At 63.5% G+C, this 15,573-nt stretch carries 15 protein-coding genes; 7 read left to right on the forward strand and 8 right to left on the reverse strand.

Features of this window, described 5'->3' with window-relative positions; translation table 11 throughout:
- Window positions 1-126: 126 nt before the first annotated feature.
- Window positions 127-429, reverse strand: coding sequence for a hypothetical protein (locus MUN79_RS17920; RefSeq protein ID WP_244673999.1), 303 nt, complete (start codon window positions 427-429; stop codon window positions 127-129).
- Complete coding sequence (locus MUN79_RS17925) at window positions 369-1,043, reverse strand: hypothetical protein (RefSeq protein ID WP_244674000.1); 675 nt, start codon at window positions 1,041-1,043, stop codon at window positions 369-371. Before MUN79_RS17925 ends, MUN79_RS17920 begins: the two co-directional genes overlap by 61 nt.
- 142 nt (window positions 1,044-1,185) lie before the next feature.
- Here MUN79_RS17925 and MUN79_RS17930 point away from each other — a divergent pair, with 142 nt between their 5' ends.
- The 4 genes from MUN79_RS17930 to MUN79_RS17945 all read left to right on the forward strand — a co-directional run bounded on the left by MUN79_RS17930 (window position 1,186) and on the right by MUN79_RS17945 (window position 4,758).
- Complete coding sequence (locus tag MUN79_RS17930) at window positions 1,186-2,187, forward strand: hypothetical protein (protein ID WP_244674001.1); 1,002 nt, start codon at window positions 1,186-1,188, stop codon at window positions 2,185-2,187.
- Window positions 2,188-2,383: 196 nt separating this feature from the next.
- The gene (locus MUN79_RS17935; RefSeq protein WP_244674002.1) at window positions 2,384-3,376 is read left to right on the forward strand and encodes an MATE family efflux transporter; all 993 of its coding nucleotides are present in this window, start codon (window positions 2,384-2,386) and stop codon (window positions 3,374-3,376) included.
- Between the two features lie 17 nt (window positions 3,377-3,393).
- Window positions 3,394-3,774 (forward strand): MATE family efflux transporter, encoded by a 381-nt coding sequence (locus MUN79_RS17940; RefSeq protein ID WP_244674003.1) that lies wholly within the window; start codon window positions 3,394-3,396, stop codon window positions 3,772-3,774.
- Window positions 3,775-3,789: 15 nt separating this feature from the next.
- Window positions 3,790-4,758, forward strand: coding sequence for a glycosyltransferase family 2 protein (locus tag MUN79_RS17945; RefSeq protein ID WP_244674004.1), 969 nt, complete (start codon window positions 3,790-3,792; stop codon window positions 4,756-4,758).
- 10 nt (window positions 4,759-4,768) lie between these two features.
- Here the strand turns inward: MUN79_RS17945 and MUN79_RS17950 are convergent, their stop codons facing one another.
- Window positions 4,769-6,409 (reverse strand): ArnT family glycosyltransferase, encoded by a 1,641-nt coding sequence (locus MUN79_RS17950; RefSeq protein WP_244674005.1) that lies wholly within the window; start codon window positions 6,407-6,409, stop codon window positions 4,769-4,771.
- Between the two features lie 90 nt (window positions 6,410-6,499).
- On the opposite strand from MUN79_RS17950, the gene MUN79_RS17955 reads away from it, so the two are divergent.
- Complete coding sequence (locus tag MUN79_RS17955; RefSeq protein ID WP_244674006.1) at window positions 6,500-8,197, forward strand: hypothetical protein; 1,698 nt, start codon at window positions 6,500-6,502, stop codon at window positions 8,195-8,197.
- 105 nt (window positions 8,198-8,302) lie between these two features.
- A complete protein-coding gene (locus MUN79_RS17960) occupies window positions 8,303-9,280 on the forward strand; it encodes an acyl-ACP desaturase (RefSeq protein WP_244674007.1) in 978 nt (325 codons plus the stop codon).
- A 53-nt stretch (window positions 9,281-9,333) separates the two neighbouring features.
- Here the strand turns inward: MUN79_RS17960 and MUN79_RS17965 are convergent, their stop codons facing one another.
- From MUN79_RS17965 to MUN79_RS17975, 3 genes are all read right to left on the reverse strand, one after another.
- Window positions 9,334-10,173 (reverse strand): bifunctional transcriptional activator/DNA repair enzyme AdaA, encoded by an 840-nt coding sequence (locus MUN79_RS17965; RefSeq protein ID WP_244674008.1) that lies wholly within the window; start codon window positions 10,171-10,173, stop codon window positions 9,334-9,336.
- A gap of 139 nt (window positions 10,174-10,312) precedes the next feature.
- Complete coding sequence (locus tag MUN79_RS17970) at window positions 10,313-10,948, reverse strand: hypothetical protein (protein ID WP_244674009.1); 636 nt, start codon at window positions 10,946-10,948, stop codon at window positions 10,313-10,315.
- A gap of 65 nt (window positions 10,949-11,013) precedes the next feature.
- Window positions 11,014-11,295, reverse strand: coding sequence for a DUF427 domain-containing protein (locus MUN79_RS17975; RefSeq protein ID WP_244674010.1), 282 nt, complete (start codon window positions 11,293-11,295; stop codon window positions 11,014-11,016).
- Window positions 11,296-11,598: 303 nt separating this feature from the next.
- Between MUN79_RS17975 and MUN79_RS17980 the strand changes: the two genes are divergently transcribed.
- A complete protein-coding gene (locus tag MUN79_RS17980) occupies window positions 11,599-12,702 on the forward strand; it encodes a vWA domain-containing protein (protein WP_244674011.1) in 1,104 nt (367 codons plus the stop codon).
- A 165-nt stretch (window positions 12,703-12,867) separates the two neighbouring features.
- On the opposite strand, the gene MUN79_RS17985 is transcribed toward MUN79_RS17980, so the two are convergent.
- Both MUN79_RS17985 and MUN79_RS17990 read right to left on the reverse strand, forming a co-directional pair.
- On the reverse strand, window positions 12,868-14,514 hold the full coding sequence (locus MUN79_RS17985) for a S8 family peptidase (RefSeq protein ID WP_244674012.1): 1,647 nt from the start codon (window positions 14,512-14,514) through the stop codon (window positions 12,868-12,870).
- Between the two features lie 37 nt (window positions 14,515-14,551).
- A complete protein-coding gene (locus MUN79_RS17990) occupies window positions 14,552-15,526 on the reverse strand; it encodes a c-type cytochrome (protein WP_244674013.1) in 975 nt (324 codons plus the stop codon).
- Window positions 15,527-15,573: the final 47 nt, after the last annotated feature.

The raw sequence follows: 15,573 nt of genomic DNA on the forward strand, positions 1-15,573 counted from the left end.
TTCAATGAAGAAACCGTGAATCAGATTTTTTCCGGGGCATTCGGCCAACCGGCTAGCCGGATAAACGCGTCGCCCACCGAAAGCGGGTTCGGTGGGCGACGGGCAGGCAACCAGAAGGTGGCTTGGCTACAACACGGCCACGATTTCCTGGTAGGAAATCAGCATCAGGGCCACTACGGCCGTGGCCAGGCCCACCCGGCCCGGGTGCCGAGCTGCTCCCGAAACAGGAAGGCGGCCCCACGGCCCGAGTAGAATCGTGGCCACGTTGGCTACCGGGTACACAAAGGCGCCGTCGTTGCCGAAGTTGCCCAGGGCCATAATCAGGAAGTAGATGGAGAAGTAGTTGGGAATGCCCAGAACAATGCCCGCTACCAGGTTTTTCGTCGCAAACTGCTGCCCTCCCTTAGTGAGGCGGGCCAGCAGCAGCACCAGACCAATGGCTCCGGCCGTGCCGAAGGTAACGAGCGGGAACAGGGCCCGGGTGGCCGCGTCGGGCAGCAGCGTGGAGCTGGCAAAGTTGAGCAGGGAATCACCGGCCCCGCTGGAAACGAACAGCAGCAGGGGCAGCCACCAGCCGGCCGCAGGCGTCGCGGGGGCGTCAGAATCAATGGAATTGGCCGGAGTGCGGCGGGCAGGGCCGTGAGCAGGATGGCCACCAAAGCCAGGGCCATACCGGCGTAGTTGATGAAGGTGTAGGGCCGCTGGGAAAGGCGCAGCACCAGCAAGTTGAAGAGTACGGGCAGAATCAGCGACATTTTATTGGCTACCGAGGCCGCACTCACGCCCACGCGCTGGGCAGTGAGGGCCACCAGGTAAAACGTGCCGATAAAGAGGCCGCCCAAGGCCACGGCCGCGGCCAGCCAGGCGCCCCCGGCCTGCAGCGGGGCCAGACTCGGCCGCCCCGAGGCCACCCAGCCCACGGCCACGCAGGTGATGTAGTTAACAATCAGGGCCTGGAAGGTGTCGACGCCGAAGCGGGCAAAGTACTTGAAAATGAAAACAATGGTAACCGAGCAAAGCACGGAGAGTAAAAGAGCCAGCATGCGGGAAGTAAGCGGTGAGTGGGAGGGAAAAGGCAAAAGGGCCGCAAAAATACGACGCGGCGGCGGGCTTTGCGGCCGGCACCCCGATTTTACTTGTACTTTCGCCCTTTCAGCCCCGTTTGTCGCCCTTTTCTTTTTCCGCATGCCTGCTGCTTCCTCTCGTCTGCTGCCCTTGCCCGTGGAGGGGAGCCGGTACGCGGTGCGGCTACTGGCCGAACCGGGCCCCGCGGTGGCCGCTCCGGCGCTGCCCCTGGCCTTCGAGCCCTACCTGTACCTGCGGCCCGAGCACCAGGAGCTGCAGCGCTTCCCGGGCGAGCAGCTCACGTTTTCTCTGGAAGACCACACCCGGCAGCACACCGTAGCCCAGCTGCACGTGGCGGCCGATACGGCTGCGGGCCAGGGCTACAGTCCGTGGCAGGCACCCTTCGGGGCGGTGCAGATGGCCGCCGGCCTGCCGGGCCCGGTACTCAGGGCCTTTTTGGAAGCCGCGCACGCCGAGCTGGCCGCCCGGGGCCTTGCCCGCCTGCGGCTGCGCAGCCACCCCTTTGCCTACGACCCCGCCGCCAGCGCCCTGCTGACCCACACCCTGCAGCAGCTGGGCTATAGCGTCGCGCTGGCTGAAATCAACCACCACCTGCCCCTGGAGGCAGACTTCCGGCAGCGCCTGCACCCTTCCGAGCGCCGCCGCCTGCGCAAGTGCCAGCAGCAGGGCTTTGTCTTTGAGCAGGAAACCCCGCTGTATCTGCCCCTGGCCTACGAGTTTCTGAGCCGCTGCCGCCAGGAAAAAGGGCAGACCCTGTCCTTGAGCCTGGAGCGGCTGCAGGAGCTGTTTCGGCGGTTTCCCCAGGACCATTTCCTGTTCTCGGTGCGCACGCCCGCCGGGGAATGGGCCGCCCTGACCATTGCCATCCGCGTCAGCGCCGGGGTGCTCTACAACTTTTACCCCGCCAGCCCTTTGGCCTACAACACCTTTAGCCCCGTGGTGCTGCTCAACGAGGGCCTGCACGCCTTTGGGCGGGCCAACGGGCAGCAGCTCCTGGACCTGGGCACCTCCACGCTGACCGAGGGCCTGAACAGCTCCCTGCTGCAGTTCAAGCGCCACCTCGGCGGCGTGCCCAGCCTCAGGCTCACGTTTGAGCGGTAGCTCCGCCCCCGCGCCGTAGCCCTGCAGAACGGCCCCGGACGTGGCGGGAATAGTGCTGCACCGGTGCAGCCTGCTTGCCGGGCCCGCGGAAAACCCTTTGCACCGGTGCAGCACTATTCCCGCCCCCTCGGAAGGCACCTTGCACCGGTGCAGAACGGGTACGGACGGGGCGGGAAGCATCCTGCACCGGTGCAGGGTGCCTAAAGCCCCCTCTGGAACCGCCCTGCACCGGTGCAGACGGCATCCCGGGTCGGCCGAACCGGCCCGTGCCCGAACAACCGCTACTTTTGCCGCACATGCCGCCCGCCGACTCTTCCGCCTCGACTGCTGCCGCGCCCCCACGGGCGGGGTGCGCCGCTTTGTGCGCGGGGCCCTGGGCTCGGGGCTGGCTGTGGGGGCGCGCACGGCCGGGGCGCTGCTGCTCAACAAGCTGCTGGCCGTGTACGGCGGCCCCGGCGGCCTTACGCTGCTGGCCCACTTCCAGAACCTGATGGCCCTGTTTACGACCCTGCCCAACGAGGGCACCCACGTGGGCATCGTGAAGTACCTGGCCCCGCTGCGGGCCGGCTCGGGGCGGTACCGGGCCTGGCTGGGGGCCGGGCTGCTGCTCAACGGCCTGGCCCTGGTGCTGGGCACGGTGGCCCTGGTGGTGGGGCGGCAGGCTCTGGTGGGCATTTTTCGGCCGTCGGTCAGCTGGGTGGTGCTTTTTGCGCTGGGCATCGGGCTGCTCACGGCCAACACGTTCTGGGTGGCCGTGCTGCTGGCCGCCGGTCGGCTGCGGGCCTACGTCTGGCTGACCGTTATTCTGAGCGGCATTGGCGTGGCCGGGGTAGGGGCCGCGCTCTACGCCGGGCTGCCGGTGGAAAACGTACTGCTGGCCTACCTGCTGGCCCAGGGCGCCACGCTGCTGCCCACGCTGGGGCTTTGTGCCCGCTACGGCTTGCTGCAGCCCTGGCGGGGGCAGCTCAGCCGGCGGGCGGTGCGGGACCTGGGGCAGTTTCTGCTCATGGCCGTCAGCGTACTGCTCTTCAGTAAGGCCGTCGACTTCGTGATGCGCGACGTGCTGATTCGGTATTTCGACCTCTACCAAACCGGGCTGTGGCAGGCCGTGGCCAAGCTTTCCGACAACTATACCATGGTGTTTTCGGCCGTGATGGGCAGCGTGTACTACCCCGCCTCGCGGCCCTGATCGGGCAGCCGGGGCCCTTGCGCAGCTACGTGCGCACGGTGCTGCTGGTGCTGGCCCCCGGCGCGGCCCTGGGCCTGGGCCTGCTCTACGTGCTGCGCGACTGGCTGCTGCCCCTGCTCTTCGACGCGCAGTTTGCCGCCGCCCGCCACCTGCTGGCCCCGCAGTTTATCGGCGACTGGGCCAAGTTCCTGACCTGGACGCTGCTGTTTCTGCTCATGGCCAAGGCCCACGTGGGGCGCTACGTGGCCGTGCAGGCGGGTTCGGCCGTACTGTATGCCACGCTGCTGGCCGTGTTGCTGCCCCGCTACGGCCTGCTGGGTGCGCCCCTGGCCCACGCCGCCCGCTTTGGCATCCTGCTGGTGGGCTGTTTGGTTTACTTTCGGCCCCACTGGCGTTAACCTTGGTATGTTGGTATGAAAGCATCCGGATTCGGGAGTTTTAAGGCAGCAGCGGCAGAGCAGGGCGGGGCTGAATCCGGCCCGCTGGTCACCGTCGTGGCCTTGTGCTACAACCACGCGCCCTTTCTGCCCGAAGCCCTGGATTCTATTCTGGCCCAGACCTACCCGCATCTGGAAGTGCTGCTGGTGGACGATGCCAGCACCGACGGCAGCGCGGCCATTCTGCGCGACTACGCCGCCCGCAACCCAACCTGGCAGCTGCGGCTGCTGCCCGAAAACCTGGGCAACTGCCGGGCCTTCAACCTGGCTTTGCGCGAGTCGAGCGGAGAGTTTGTCATCGACTTTGCCACCGACGACGTGCTGCTGCCCGAGCGAATAGCCCAGCAAGTGGCCTGCTTCCAGCGCCTGGAGCCCGACTACGGCGTCGTCTTCACCGATGCCGAACTGATTGACGAAGCCTCCCGCCTGGTGCGCCGCCACTACCGCCGCGACGCGGCCGGACTGCACCCGCGCCCGGCCGCGGGCTGGGTGTTTGCTGACGTGCTCAGCCGCTACTTTATCAGCACGCCTACCATGCTCATGCGCCGCACCACCCTGGAGCAGCTCGGCGGCTACGACGAAACCCTGGCCTACGAGGACTTCGACTTCTGGGTGCGGGCCGCCCGGCACTGGCGCTTTTACTTCCTGGATCAGGTCACGACCCGCAAACGCCTGCACCCCAGCTCTATGTCGCGGCGGGGATACCGGCCCAACGACCCGTTTCTGGCCTCCACCATCCGGGTTTGCGAAAAGGCCCTGGCCTTGTGCCGCACCCCGGCTGAGCAGGCCGCCCTGGCCGTGCGCCTGCGCTGGGAGCTGCGGCAGGCCGTGCGCTGGGGAAACTTCCGGGAAGCTCAGGCCCTGTACCAGCTGCTGCGCCGCACCCGGGCCGCGGGCCCACTGGATTGGCTTCTGAGCCGGTACGCAGCCCTGCGCCGGAGTTAAAGAGGGGCCTTTACTGCACCTGATAGAGCCGCACGTCCTGGTCCTGGGCCAGCAGGCGGCGGCGCGGGAAGCGGGCCAGCACCTCGGCCTCGGAGTAGCGAATCAGCTTGCGGGTCAGCTCGGGGTTGCGCAGCGTGCGGCCATTGACCAGCAGCCAGGCTTTTTCGCCCGGCCCAACCTGCACCGAGTCGGCGGCCACGTAGCGCCGGAAGTGCAGCCCGGCGGGCACCCGGAAGCCGTAGTAGAAGTCGTAGTTGCCCACCAGAAAATCGTCCACGAAGACCACGCCCCGGGCCGGCGAGGCCAGCTGCCGGCTGATGAGACGCTGCTGGGCGAAGTGGGCCGAAACGCTAGGCTTGGTCATAAAGTACACCGGCCGGATGCTCAGGGCCACCGCCAAGACCACCAGACCCAGCCCGGCAAAGCGTCCCGTGCCGGGTCGCCACTCGGGTTGGCGGCTCGTAGTAGCCCACCAGGCCGCTCCGGCGAAGTACAAAGCCAGCAGGCCGTAAATCACCGACACGCTGTTGTGCAGCCACCCGGCGCAGGCCAGCAGCAGCAAGGCCAACCCGTAGCCGCCCCGGCCTTGATCCAGAAAGTAGCGCAGGCCAAAGCCGGCGGCCAGGCACAGGGGCGGGAGTAGGGGCGTGGTCATGCGGGGCAGCAGGGTAATGGGGTTGTACTGGCTTAGGGAAGTGCTGCCCAGCCAGTACAACGCCAGCGTCGTACCCGTGAGCAGCAGCCAGAAACCCGCGTCGGCCTCGGCCCACAGGCGGCGCTGCCCAGCGGCCAGGCCCGCCAGCACCAGCGCCCCGCCCAGCCCGATACCGACGAAAAAGGCCAGGGGCAGGTAAGTGACGCGGGCCAGCAGGGCGGCGTGGTTGCCTTCCAGATAGTTGCCTTCCTTCAGATACTCGTTGGTGTGCTCGATGAGGTGAATCCGGTACAGCGCGTCGTGGGTATACACCTGGTACAAGGCCAGGTAAGCGCCCAGCACCAAGGCGCCCACGCTGGCAGCGGCCAGCCAGAAACGCCAGTTACGCCGCCGGTACCCATCCACGGCCAGCAAAAGCAGGTAGCAGGGCAGGTAGTATACAATGGTTTCCTTGCTGAGCAGGGCTGCGAAGTTGAGCAACGCAAAGCCGCCGCCCCAAAGCCCCTGCCGCCGCTCCGCCTGCCGCCCTTTCAGCAGCGTCAGTCCGCAGCACAAGCACCAGAACATCAGAATATTGTCCGGGTACAGGTAATTCGACAGGTTAAGCGTGAAGTAGTGCAAGCCCAGCAGCAGCATGGCCCCGGCGGCTACTACTGGCTCCCGGCGGCGGTAAGCGGCCCACACCACCACGGAGCAGCCCAGCGTAGCCAGCAGGGGCCAGAGCGTGGTGGTGATAATGCCCGTGCCGAAGAGCCGGTAGAGCAGGGCTACCGGGCCGAAAATCAGCCACCGCTCCTTCAGCGGGTCGTGCAGCAGGCCCAGCGGGTCGGGCTCCACCCGGAAGGTGCTGCTGGCCAGCTGGTGGGCGTAGCGAGCGTAGAAATAGTCGTCCAGGTCGTAGAGCCCCTCGTGGGTCAGGAAAAAGTAGGCCACGGTCAGCAGCACCACAAAAGCCAGGGTCAGGTCGGCCAGGCGGAAAGAATACAGGGGCTTCACAGCTGCAAAGCAACCGATTTGGCGGCAATTGCCCGTAGGGAATTGCCTGGCTGCCCGGGGCGGAAAACGAGGTGGTGCGGGGAAACCGGGGTGGTTTCCCATCTTTACCCCGCCGCTACGCCTTTCTGGCCCAATCCGGAGCCTGATGCCCAGCGGCCCGCCCCGATGCTGAACTCCCGATTCCTGCGCGTTGTCGTGCTGCCGGCCCTGCTCTTGCTGCTGGCTGGCCTGGGGCTGGGCTGCTACTACGAAACCAACGACGACCTGAGCATCACGCTGCTGCTGCAGGGCAGTACGGCCGCCGGGCCCGTCACCAACCTGCACCTGTACCTGCACGGGCTGGCGCCGCTGCTGGCGGGTTTGTATCAGCAGTGGCCGGCACTGCCCTGGTACGGTTTGCTGCTCTACGCCCTGCTGTACCTGGCCACCGTGCTCAGCTTTGCCGTGCTCGACAAGCTGTTGCGCGGCCGCCTGGCCGGAAGCCGGATTACGGTGGTACTGCTGGTCTTTTTCGGCTTAGCCTGGCTGGAACACGGGCTGTGGTTCAACTACGTGCGGGTGCCGGTGCTGCTGGCGGGCACGGCCCTGCTGCTGGCGGCCCAGCGGCCCACCCGCCGCCGGATTCTGGTCGTAGCCGGTGTGGCTTTGGTGCTGGCCTGGCTGATTCGGCCCAGCGCGGCGGGACTGGGTTTGCTGGCAGCCGTACCGGGCGCCCTGTGGCTGGCCGGAAGGCGCGGAGCTTCGCTAGCGGGCGGCGCCGGGGCCCTGGTTGTGCTGGGAAGCGCCGCGCTGCTGCTTTTTCAGAGCCCAGCCACCGCTACCTACCGCACCCTGGACGTGCTCAAGTCCAACGTCAACGACTACGAACTCACCCGCACTGCGCCCACTTCTGCTGCCGATACGCTGGGGCTGCAGGCACTGGAGCACTGGGCCCTGGGCGACTCTACCCTGGTCAATGCCCAGCTCTTTGCCCGGGCCACCCTGTTCGATGGGCACTATTTTTTGGCGCAGGTGGCGCCGCGCAAGCTGCTGGGGTGGGGTAGCCTGCTGGGGCGGGATTATTTCGCCCTACTGGCATTGCTGGCCGTGGGCTGGCTGCTGGTGGTCCGGAGTCGGCGCTATCCGCAGCGGCAAAGCTTCTGGCTTACCCAGCTGTTCTTCATCGGGCTGCTGCTTGGGTTGGCTTTGGTGCTCAAGCTGCCGCCCCGCCTGGGCATGCCCTTATTCAGCCTCTGGGTGCTGACCACACTGATTTACTTTCTGCGCGACACCCGCCGGCCGCTGCCGCGACTTTCCCCCGCCTTTTTTGCCCTGCTAAGCCTGCTGCTGATTGCCTATGCCTTTAAAACCGTGCACCGGCGGCAGGTGCTACGCCAGGAGCAGGAGCGGGGCTGGGCAGTGCTCGGGCCCGCGCAAGCCGCTACTAACCAAGGCGCAGTGCTGGTGACGGCCGGTCTGGAAGCGGCCTACAAGTCCCAGTCGCCGTTTCAGGTGCTGCACTTTGCGCCCCACTCCGTGCTCAGCCTCACGGGCTGGCCCACGCTCGACCCATCCCAGTCCGCCCTGCGGGTCCGGCTCACGGGCAACCGGGCCTTGGTTCCGGCCTTGGCTCGGCTGGCCCGGCAGCCCGCTACGCAGTGGTGGCTGGCCCCGGAAACCCTGCCTTGGCTGTCGAAATACCTGGCTGCCCAGGGCTGGCGGCTGAGTGCACGACCCCGACGGGCCGGCCAGCCGGCTTCTTCTGTTTTAGCCCAACCATATGGCGTTGATGTAGAAAAGATGAAATAAAGGTAAAATGCCAAAATTTTATAGGTGGCGGAGGAGGTCGGTTTTACGTATCTGTGAAAGGTGAATGCCTACATTTGACCCGAAATTCCTCATTTTCTCCTTCCTATGATTGCAACTGTGGCCTCCCGCGGGGAGGTGCTTCAGCATCTCGAATCCTTTCTAAAAGAAAATCTTGACGGCTTTCTCAGAAAGGTCGAAGACAGCTGGCAACCCGCCGATTTTCTGCCCGATTCCCGCTCAGAAACCTTCTTTGACGAAGTGCGCGAACTGCGTGAGCGGGCCAAAGGCCTGAGCTACGACCTGTTAGCGGTGCTGATCGGCGACACTATCACGGAAGAAGCCCTGCCTAACTACGAAGCCTGGTTTCACCAGCTCGACGACCTGAACCGCGACCCCAACAACGGCTGGGCCCAGTGGATTCGGGGTTGGACGGCTGAGGAAAACCGCCACGGCGACCTGCTTAACCGGTACCTGTATCTGTCGGGTCGCGTGAATATGCGCGAGTTCGAAACCAGCACCCAGTACCTGATTGCCGACGGATTCGACCTGGGCACGGCCCACGACCCGTACCGGGCTTTCATTTACACGAGCTACCAGGAAGCGGCTACCAACCTCTCGCACCGCCGCGTGGGCACCCTGGCCCGCAAGGCTGGCGACGCGCAGCTGTCCAAAATCTGCGGGATGATTGCCGGCGACGAAACCCGCCACGCCCGCGTCTACCAGACGTTTGTCGACAAGATTTTCGAGGTGGATGCTTCGGAAATGATGCTGGCCTTCGAGGACATGATGCGTAAGAAAATCGTGATGCCGGCCCACTACATGCGGGAACTGGGCGTGGAGATGGGCAAAACCTTTGGCCACTTCACCGACGCGGCCCAGCGCCTGGGCGTGTACACCAGCCAGGACTACACCGACATTTTGGAAGGTCTGATTGCTACCTGGAAAGTCGACCAGATTACGGGTTTGAACGGCGCCGCCGAAAAAGCCCGTGACTATATCATGGCCCTGCCCAACCGCCTGCGCCGCGTGGCCGACCGTATGCCGGTGCCCAAGCTGGAATACAAGTTCAAGTGGATTGAATAGTCCACTCTAAGTCATAAAAAAAGCCCGTGCCCAGATTTGAGCACGGGCTTTTTTTATGTCGTTTGTAGTTTGGCTGCTGCCTGAGCCGCTTCCCAACCCACCAGGGCCACTTTGCGCGAGGTGCCCCAGCGGTACTGGCCCAGCTCGCCGCCGTTGCGAATCACGCGGTGGCAGGGAATCAGGTAGCCTACCGGGTTGGCCCCGATGGCCGTACCAACGGCCCGCACTGCCGGCCCATGCCCGGCCTGCGCGGCCAGGCCGGCGTAGGTTGTGAGCTGGCCCTCCGGAATCCGCAGCAATGACGCCCAGACCTTCAGCTGGAAGTCGGTGCCCTTCAGGTGCAGATTCAGACGGTCTGAGGGGCCAAACTCGCGGGCAAAGAACCGGGCTACCTGCGCGTGCTCCGGGGCGGCCAGGGCCAGTAGCGTGGCCTGGGGCCATTCCTGGCGAAGCTCGGCCAAGGCCAAATCGGCATCGTCGGCGAAGTGCAGGCGGCAGATTCCCTTGGCCGTGGAAGCTACCAGGTAGGGCCCAAATCGGCTTTGCCCGAAGCTGTAGCGGATGGTCAGGGCCGCGCCGCCCTGCCGGTACTCGCCCGGCGTCATGGCTTCCAGGGTTACGAACAGGTCGTGGAGGCGGCTCGGGCCCGAGAGGCCGGTTTCGTAGGTGGCTTCAGCAACCGAAAGTTGCTGCTGAAGCAGGCTTTTGGCGTGCTCGACGCTTACGTATTGCAGAAACTTCTTGGGACTGACGCCGGCCCACTCCTGAAACTTGCGCTGGAAGTGAAACGGGCTCCAGTGGGCCTGCCCGGCAATTTGCTCTAGCGTGGGCTGGGCGCGGAAGTTGGCCTGGATGTAGCCGATGGCGGCGGCAATGCGTTGGTAGTCGGTCATAACTCTGGCAGATTGGTTTCCAAAGCTACGCTTGGCGGCCCGCCGCCGCCACCCGATTCTTGCGCACTTGGCCCGGGAAAGCAACAAGCCGTTGTCCGGTTCCGGGCAACGGCTTGTTGCTTAACAACTAGTTGAGTACTTACTGTACCGTTGGCGCTTCGTTTACCACGCTGGTTTGCCGGAAGGTCAGGCTTTTTTCGGGCAGCACGTAGCGGATGGTGCGGGTACCGCCGCTGGGGCAGCAGTTGGCGTCGGTTTCCTGATAAATCGGGAAGCTGCGCACTACTTCCTTGCCTTGCAGCTGGAACTTATCCTGGCCCTGGTAGCCCCGGGCCGCGGTGCCCGTCAGTTTGGGCATGCTCATTCGTTCCCAGTCCTTGCCGCCAAACCAGTAGCCCCGCACCTCGCCGTAGGAGCCGCTGCCGGCTCCTTCCACGAATACCAGCAGCTCGGAGCCCGGCCCGGAGGTTAGCTTGACCAGCTGCGCGTCCTTCACCTCGCCCAGAATCGAGTCCTGGGCCGTGGTAAGCTCCTGCCCGTCCTGCTCGGCCCGCACCAGCAATTGGCGCTGTCCAAGCTGCCCCTCCGAGCTAACTACGAACGTGTAGGGCGCGGCCGTCAGGGTTTTAGAAAAGCCGGGCGGCGAGGCCGGGGCCGCTTCGGGCGCGGCAGAAGTGGTGGGGTTGGGCTGGCCGGTGGTGGTTTCGCGGGCACTGTCGCAGCTGGCGGCAGCCAGCAGGGAAGCCGCCAGCAAGAGGCGGGAAGAGGTACGCATACAAAAGCGGAAAAGAGTGTGGCTGCTAGTACGGCAACAAGAGCCGCTAAGATAGGCCTACGAGCTTATTCCACCACTTTTACGCCTTTCCAGAAAGCTACCCGGTTCTTGATTTGCTGGGCCGCGTCTTTGGGCTCGGGGTAGTACCAGGCCGCATCCTTGTTCAGCTCCCCGTTGACGCGCAGCGAATAATAGCTGGCCCGGCCTTTCCAGGGGCAGGAAGTCTGGGCAATGCTGTCCTCGAAAAACTCGCGCTTAATGGCGTCGGCGGGGAAATAATGGTTATTTTCGACTATCACGGTGTCATTGCTTTCCGCAATGACGGTGTCGTTCCAAATGGCTTTCATGGAGGTGGGTGCGTTAGGAATTTGGTGAGTAGAAATCGGCTGTCATCGGTGCTTATCCTGTCATCCTGAGCAAAGCGAAGGACCTTCCTCCCCTTAGTGATAAGCTCTATTCAGTGTGAATAAGCGCTTTACCAAAAGTGGGCATTATCACCTTGGTAATAAACTGCAGTGGAGTAAGTGAGGCAGGTCCTTCACTCCACTTCGTTCCATGCAGGATGACATATGGAGCGCAGCTGGCGTTAAAACCTCCGTACTGAACATTGCCGCCGCCCGCTTTGTTATCAGACCTCAAGCCCTAGAATTATGTCCGCAGGTTTTCGTTTCCGGGATTTCGTGCCCGAAGAGTCGTCCGAGAAAGGCTTCGAGACACTGTTTAAGCTATTTATGCAACTGGTTACCATCACGTCGGGCGACGTGGCTGAGGCCTTGTCGTGGCTCAACGAGCTCGACAAGCAGTACGGCCTGACCGACAACGACTACGGGATGGGCAACTTCATCGAAGACCTGAAGAAAAAGGGCTACATCGATGAGAACGAGCAGGAGCGGGGTGCCTTCAAAATCACGCCCAAAACCGAGCAGGGCATCCGCAAAAGCGCCCTTGAAGAAATTTTCGGCAAGCTTAAGAAAGGCAACTCCGGCAACCACCGCACGCCCCAGACTGGGCAGGGCGACGAGCTAAGCACCGACGTCCGCGACTTCCGCTTCGGCGACTCCCTGGAGCAGATTTCGATGACCGAAAGCATCCGCAACGCCCAGCTCAACCATGGCTTGTCCGATGACTTTATGCTGGCCGAGGGTGACCTGGAAGTGCGCGAAACCGAGCACAAAACCCAGACCAGCACGGTGTTGATGATTGACATCTCGCACTCGATGATTCTCTACGGTGAGGACCGCATCACGCCCGCCAAGAAAGTCGCCATGGCCCTGGCCGAGCTCGTCAAGGAGAAGTACCCCAAGGACTTCCTCGACGTTATCGTGTTCGGCAACGACGCCTGGCCCATTACCGTCAAGGACTTGCCCTACCTGGAAGTCGGGCCCTACCACACCAACACGGTGGCGGGTCTGGAGCTGGCCATGGATTTGCTGCGCAAGCGTAAAACGGCCAACAAGCAGATTTTCATGATTACCGACGGCAAGCCCACCTGCCTCAAGGAAGGCAACGGCTACTACAAAAACAGCTTCGGCCTCGACCGGAAAGTCGTGAACAAGACGCTGAACCTGGCCGCCGCCGCCCGCCGCCTCAAAATCCCGATTACCACCTTCATGATTGCCTCCGACCCGTATCTGCAGCAGTTTGTGGAGGAGTTCACCCAGGTGAATCAGGGCAAGGCCTACTACAGCGGCCTTAAAGGCCTGGGGCACCTGGTGTTCGAAGACTATAAGAAAAACCGCCGCAAAACGCTTTAAGCGCAAACCCTTACCAGTCCTGTTTTTTAGTAGGCAACAAGCCCTTTACTGTTGAAGCAGTAGAGGGCTTGTTGCGTTTTCCGGGGAGTGTTATTCCAAAAGAAACGGCCCTGGGCACGAGTAGAAATCCACCTTTGAAGTTTGACGCCACGAAAACGTCAGCTGCTACGACTTTTTCACCGCCGGCTTCTTGGCGGCCGTGGTTTGTTCGGCGCGGGCCAGTTTCAGGGCTTCGTAGAGGTTCACAATAGCGCCGGTTTTCGACAGGGTAGCAAAGTCCACCAGCTGCTTGCTGCCCGGCTGCCGCACCTGGGTGTGGCAGGGCACAGCCGACTGCAGAATGATGCGCTTCAGGTCGGCGGGGGTGAGCTGGGGAAAGTAGGTTTTGAGCACGGCCGCTACGCCGGCTACTACCGGGGCGGCCATGCTCGTGCCGCTCATTTCGGCGTAGTCGCTGCCCGGCGTGGTCGAGAGGATAGCCATGCCCGGCGCAAACACGTCGACCGTGCCCCGGCCGTAGTTAGAGAAGCTGGCTGCCAGGCTTTCGTCGTTGGTGCGGGCACTGGCGCCCACCGTAATCAGGTTCGGAATATCCTTCCCGCTGAGGTAGCGCGTCGACGGATAAGCCGGGGTGGTGTCGTAGTCGAGGTGGTCGTTGCCGGCCGCGTGTACTAGCAGAACGCCCCGGGCTTCGGCGTAGCGCATGGCCTCGTCCACCACCGACTTTTCGGGCGAGAAGTATTTGCCAAAGCTCATGCTGATGATTTTGGCCCCGTGGTCGACGGCATAGCGGATGGCGTTGGCTATGTCCTTGTCGTGCTCGTCGCCATCGGGTACGGCCCGTACCGCGAGGATGCGCACATGGTCGGCAATGCCCTGCACGCCCAGGGTGTTGCGGCGGTCGGCGGCAATAATACCCGCGCAGTGCGTCCCGTGGGCCGTGCCGTGGCTTTTGAGCGGGGCGCTCAGGTTGCTGTTACCATAGTGGCGCTCGGTCAGGTCGGTGGGCTGGTCGCCGATGAGAGGGCGCGGGTCGTAGGCCAGGTTGTAGTCGTAGTCGAGGCGGTCCTTGAGCTTGCGGTTGTAGCGCACGAAGCGGTTTAGTAGGGTGTCGGTGTTGGGCAGGCGCATCTGCCGCAGACCCTGGTAGTACATCTTTGCCAGGCGTAGGGCGCTAGTATCGGCTGTGGCGGGGCGCCGTAGCAGGGCCGTGTCGAGTGTGGCCGTTTGCAGGGTCTTTTTAAGGGAAGCCAGCGCCGCCTGGTCTTCGGTTAGCTGCTGGGTGTCGCGCTGGTAGGCTTCCTGCGCTTCTTGCGTTTTGCGGGTATAGGCGGCTTTTGCCTGCTCATACAGCCGAAACTCGGCCTGCTGGGCGGCGGGCACCGTGGCCAGGGTCTTGCCTTCGTAGCGGGGTTTCAGCCGGGCGTAGAGGCGGGTTTCCTCTTTTTGGTCCCGCAGTAGGTTGCGCCCGTCCTTGCTGCCCAGAAAATTCCAGCCGTACACGTCGTCGGTGTAGCCGTTTTTATCATCGTCGCGGCTGTTGCCGGCTATTTCCTTTGGGTTACGCCACAGCACCCGGTGCAAATCCACGTGCAGGGTATCCACGCCGCTGTCGATAACGGCAACGGTGACGGGCGCCCCGGTAGGGGCCGGCAGCTGCCGTAGCAGCTCGTAGGCCCGATTGGTGCTGATGCCCATCACCTTGTCGGCGGCCGGGTCGAGGTGGTGCCACTGGGTTGGCAGCGGGGTTTGGGCCCAGCCCGGCATGGCCAGCAGGCAGAACACGATGGCAAGAGCGGAACGTTGTTTCATAGTCGCATAGCTGGGAAAAAAGATACGGTTGGCTTCCTTATCGAACAGCCACTTCGGCGGCATCCTCGGGCGTGGCATTGCGGATTTTGGGCACGGTCTGCAGGTAGGCAAAAATGGCCCTGACTTCCTCGTCGCTCATCCTGGTGTACTTCGGCATGGGATACTTCAGCCCGCCCCGGGGCGAGAGGCCGTACTGCACGGCTTGGCTGAACTGCTCCTCGCTCCAGTCGCCAAGGCCGGTTTCGGGGTCGGCAGTCAGGTTGCGGCTCAGCACCGTTTGGCCCTGCAGGTTGAGCATGGCGTTGCCGCCGCCAAGGTAGCCTTCCGATTTCTCCGGCTCCAGGGCGTTGTTGCTCTTGAAGTCCTTGGAGTGGCACTCGTAGCAGGCGTAGCGGCCCACCACCAGGTACTTGCCGTAGGCCACCTGATCCTGCGCGGCCGGGGTATTGATGGCAGCCGTGGGCATGGGGGTGGGCTTCATTACCGTATGAGTCAGGGCCTTGAGCAAAAAGGAGGGCTGCTGCTGTGGCGTGGGCGTGGCGTTGGGCCGGATCCAGGGCTGGTCGGAGCGCAGGTAGGCCACGATGCTGCGCACGTCCTCATCCGACATCTTCACGAACTTGGGCATAATCAGGCGGTAGCGCCCGTCGCGCCCGATGCCTGTGCGCAGCAGCGTTACCACCTCGGCGTCGGTCCAGCTGCCGATGCCGTGGGTTTTGTCCTGGGTGATGTTGGCCGAGTACACGTTCCCGAACTCGGTGGGAATATCCGCCAGCTTTTGGCCCGACAACGCGTTGGTTTGCTTGTTAAGGTGGCAGTCGGCGCAGTCCGACAGCACCAGCTTTTCGCCCAAGGCCAGCTGCGCGGGCGTGGCCGTGCTGGCCGTAAGGGCCGGGGCCTTGGGCAGGTCATACGTCGGAATACCTTGGGCTGCCACGTACACGGCAAAGCCCGCTACTGCCAGGGTGGCCAGGCCCAGGGTCATGCCCAGATATTTGAAAAACTTTCTCATAACTATGCTGACTTTGAGTGCGGTAGCAAGTATAGGCTAAATCATAT

Origin of the sequence: Hymenobacter cellulosilyticus, assembly GCF_022919215.1 — a bacterium.
GTDB lineage: Bacteria > Bacteroidota > Bacteroidia > Cytophagales > Hymenobacteraceae > Hymenobacter > Hymenobacter cellulosilyticus.